We start from the raw sequence: 4,010 nt of genomic DNA, 5'->3' as shown, positions 1-4,010 counted from the left end.
GTGCGCCGCTGCGGGGGGGCGCGGGCTCCACCTGGGTGGGGGGGGGGGGGGTGCCCGCGGGACTACACAGCGGTCCCCGGGGCGCCGGGGGCAATCCCGTTTTGCCCCGGGGGGGCTGTCCGAAAAGAACACGCGTGACGGGGATCGCATGGGGGGAGGTCTGCGCCGGAGCGCGGAACATTAGACTCGGGCGGACGGCAAGCTCCATGGAGACGCTCGAAGCAAGGAGGCACGGGTGCTGCTGACCCGCATCACGGGACCGCGCGATCTGGACCGGCTCACTCCGGAGGAGCTGGACCAGCTGGCCGCGGAGATCCGCTCCTTCCTCGTCGACGCCGTCTCCAAGACCGGTGGCCATCTCGGCCCCAATCTCGGCGTGGTGGAGCTGACCATCGCCCTGCACCGGGTCTTCGAATCGCCTCGGGACAAGGTGCTGCTGGACACCGGCCACCAGTCCTATGTGCACAAGCTGCTCACCGGCCGCCAGGACTTCTCCAAGCTCAAGAGCAAGGGCGGTTTGTCCGGTTATCCCTCGCGCGCCGAGTCCGAGCACGACGTCATCGAGAACAGCCACGCCTCGACCGTCCTCGGCTGGGCAGAGGGCCTCGCCAAGGCCAATGAGCTGCTCGGCAAGCAGGACCATGTGGTCGCCGTGATCGGCGACGGGGCGCTCACCGGCGGTATGGCCTGGGAGGCGCTCAACAACATCGCCGCCGCCAAGAACCGCCCGCTGGTCATCGTCGTCAACGACAACGAGCGCTCCTACGGCCCGACCATCGGCGGCCTGGCCAACCACCTCGCCACCCTGCGCACCACCGACGGCTACGAGCGCTTCCTGGCCCGCGGCAAGGACCTGCTGGAGCGCACCCCGGTCGTCGGCAGGCCGCTGTACGAGACGCTGCACGGAGCCAAGAAGGGGTTGAAGGACTTCATCACCCCGCAGGGCATGTTCGAGGACCTGGGGCTGAAGTACGTCGGCCCGATCGACGGCCATGACATCGAGGCGCTGGAGTCGGCGCTGCAGCGGGCGAAGCGTTTCGGCGGCCCGGTCATCGTGCACTGCCTCACCGAGAAGGGCCGCGGCTACCAGCCCGCCCTCCAGGACGAGGCGGACCGCTTCCACGCCGTCGGCAAGATCCACCCGGACACCGGGCTGCCGATCTCGGCCTCCGGTGCCGACTGGACCTCGGTCTTCGGCGAGGAGATGGTCAAGCTCGGCGAGGAGCGCGAGGACATCGTCGCGATCACCGCCGCCATGCTGCACCCGGTGGGGCTCACCGAGTTCGCCAAGCGCTTCCCGGACCGGGTCTACGACGTGGGCATCGCCGAGCAGCACGCGGCCGTCTCGGCGGCGGGCCTGGCCACCGGCGGCGTCCACCCGGTCTTCGCGGTCTACGCCACCTTCCTCAACCGCGCCTTCGACCAGGTCCTGATGGATGTGGCGCTGCACAAGTGCGGCGTCACCTTCGTCCTGGACCGCGCCGGTATCACCGGCACCGACGGGGCCTCGCACAACGGCATGTGGGACATGTCGCTTCTGCAGGTCGTCCCCGGCCTGCGGATCGCCGCCCCGCGCGACGCCGACCAGGTCCGCGCCCAGCTGCGCGAGGCCGTGCGGGTGGAGGACGCGCCGACCGTGGTGCGCTACTCCAAGGGCGCGGTGGGCCCGGCGGTCGCGGCCGTCGGCAGGATCGGCGGCATGGACGTGCTGCGGGAGCCCGCGGCGGCCGACCGCGAGCGGCCCGATGTGCTGCTGGTCTCGGTGGGCGCGCTGGCCCCGATGTGCCTGGACGTCGCCGACCTGCTCGACAAACAGGGCATTTCCACAACGGTCGTGGACCCCCGCTGGGTCAAGCCGGTCGACGAGGAACTGCCCGCCCTCGCCGAGCGCCACCGCGTCGTCGTCACCGTCGAGGACAACAGCCGGGTCGGCGGTGTGGGCTCCGCCGTCGCCCAGGCGCTGCGCGACTCGGGCGTCGACATGCCGGTGCGCGACTTCGGCATCCCGCCCCGCTTCCTCGACCATGCCTCCCGTAAGGAGGTCATGGCCGAGATCGGGCTGACCGCACCGGACATCGCCCGGCAGGTCACCGGGCTGGTCTCCAGGATCGGCGGCCGGTACGAGGACGAGTCCGCGGACGCGGGCTCCCACGGCGCCGATGTGACCCGGCCGACGACGGCCGAACCGGTGCGCGACTGAGCCACCGCCCCTTTCCGCCTGGGCCGGCCGGAGCGCTTCCTGCTCCGACCGGCCCAGCGTGCGTCGCACCACCCGCCCCCATCGGGTGAATCGGGGACGGCCCTGAGCGTGCATGCCTCGCCGCCGATCGGTAACCAGAAGCATGAGCCGCACGGCAGGCGTGGAGGTGGCACCGGTGAGTGTTCAGGAACCAGGCGGAGGCACCGGAGGCCGGGTCCGGCCGCGCTACCTGCGGACCAAGAGCATCGAACAGTCCATCCGGGACACCGAGGAGCCCGACCACGCCCTCACCCGATCCCTGTCCGTCCTGGACCTCACGGTCTTCGGCGTCGGCGTCATCATCGGCACCGGCATCTTCGTGCTCACCGGCTCGGTCGCCAAGGAGCAGGCGGGGCCCGCCACCGCGCTGTCCTTCGTGGCCGCCGGTATCGCCTGCGCCCTGGCCGCGCTGTGCTACGCCGAGTTCGCCTCGACGGTTCCGGTCGCCGGATCCGCGTACACCTTCTCGTACGCCTCGCTCGGCGAACTGCCCGCCTGGATCATCGGCTGGGACCTGGTGCTGGAGTTCGCCCTGGCCTGCGCCGTGGTCTCGGTGGGCTGGTCGGGGTACATCCGCTCGCTGCTGGACAACGCCGGATGGCATCTGCCCGACGCCCTGTCCGGGCCCGAGGCCGCGCACGGCTTCTCCTTCGACCTGCTGGCCTTCCTGCTCGTCCTGGTGATCACCGCGATCCTGGTCTTCGGCATGAAGCTGTCCGCGCGGGTCACCTCCGCGGTGGTCGCGATCAAGGTGGCCGTGGTGCTGCTCGTCATCATCGCGGGCGCCTTCTTCATCCACCCGGAGAACTACCACCCCTTCATCCCCGAGGCCCAGGGCTCGGTCTCCGGCTCCGGGCTGAAGGCGCCGCTGATCCAGCTGATGTTCGGTTACGAACCGACGACCTACGGCGTCCAGGGCATCTTCACCGGCGCCGCCGTGGTCTTCTTCGCCTTCATCGGCTTCGACATCGTGGCGACCGCGGCGGAGGAGACCCGGAACCCACAGCGGGACATGCCCCGCGGCATCCTGGGCTCGCTGCTCATCTGCACGGTGCTGTACGTCGCGGTGTCCATCGTGGTCACCGGCATGCAGAAGTACACCAGGCTGTCGGTGGACGCCCCGCTCGCCGACGCCTTCAAGGCGACCGGCCATCCGTTCTACGCGGGCCTCATCAGCTTCGGGGCCGCCGTCGGGCTCACCACCGTGTCCATGATCCTGCTGCTCGGCCAGAGCCGGGTGTTCTTCGCGATGAGCCGCGACGGGCTGCTGCCCAGGGTCTTCTCCCGGGTGCATCCGCGCTTCGGCACGCCGTACCGCTCGACGATCGTGCTGGGCGTGGTCATCGCCGTGGTCGCCGGGTTCACCTCCATCTCCGAGCTGGCGGCCCTGGTGAACATCGGCACGCTCTTCGCCTTCGTCGTGGTCGCGCTGGGCGTCATCATCCTCCGCCGCACCCGCCCCGACCTGCCCCGCGCCTTCCGCACGCCCTGGGTGCCGGTGCTGCCGATCCTGTCGGTGGCCGCGTCGGTGTGGCTGATGCTCAATCTGCCCGCCGAGACCTGGTTGCGGTTCGGGGTGTGGATGGTCATCGGCCTCCTCGTCTACTTCCTCTACGGGCGCCGCCACAGCCGGGTGACGGCGGCGGGAACGCGTACGGGGTAGCGGCCCGCGGACCACGCGGCGGAGCCGCATATCGACGCTTTCCCCTCCCCGCCCCTTCCCGCTACCAGGGGCTCCGCCCCTGGACCCCCCGGGGTGGAGGGGCGGCCC

2 protein-coding genes are annotated in these 4,010 nt (G+C 70.7%); both read left to right on the top strand.

Going from position 1 to position 4,010, the window contains the following annotated elements:
- The first annotated feature begins 235 nt into the window (after nucleotides 1–235).
- Entirely contained in the window at nucleotides 236–2,200 is a 1,965-nt protein-coding gene (dxs, locus tag ACFXB5_RS24890; protein ID WP_385211624.1) for a 1-deoxy-D-xylulose-5-phosphate synthase, read from the top strand.
- A gap of 175 nt (nucleotides 2,201–2,375) precedes the next feature.
- Nucleotides 2,376–3,902 (top strand): amino acid permease, encoded by a 1,527-nt coding sequence (locus tag ACFXB5_RS24885; protein ID WP_385211622.1) that lies wholly within the window; start codon nucleotides 2,376–2,378, stop codon nucleotides 3,900–3,902.
- The last annotated feature ends 108 nt before the right edge of the window (nucleotides 3,903–4,010 follow it).

Source organism: Streptomyces sp. NPDC059455 (assembly GCF_042750115.1).
Classification (GTDB): domain Bacteria; phylum Actinomycetota; class Actinomycetes; order Streptomycetales; family Streptomycetaceae; genus Streptomyces; species Streptomyces endocoffeicus.
This window is presented reverse-complemented; position numbering and strand designations above follow the sequence as displayed.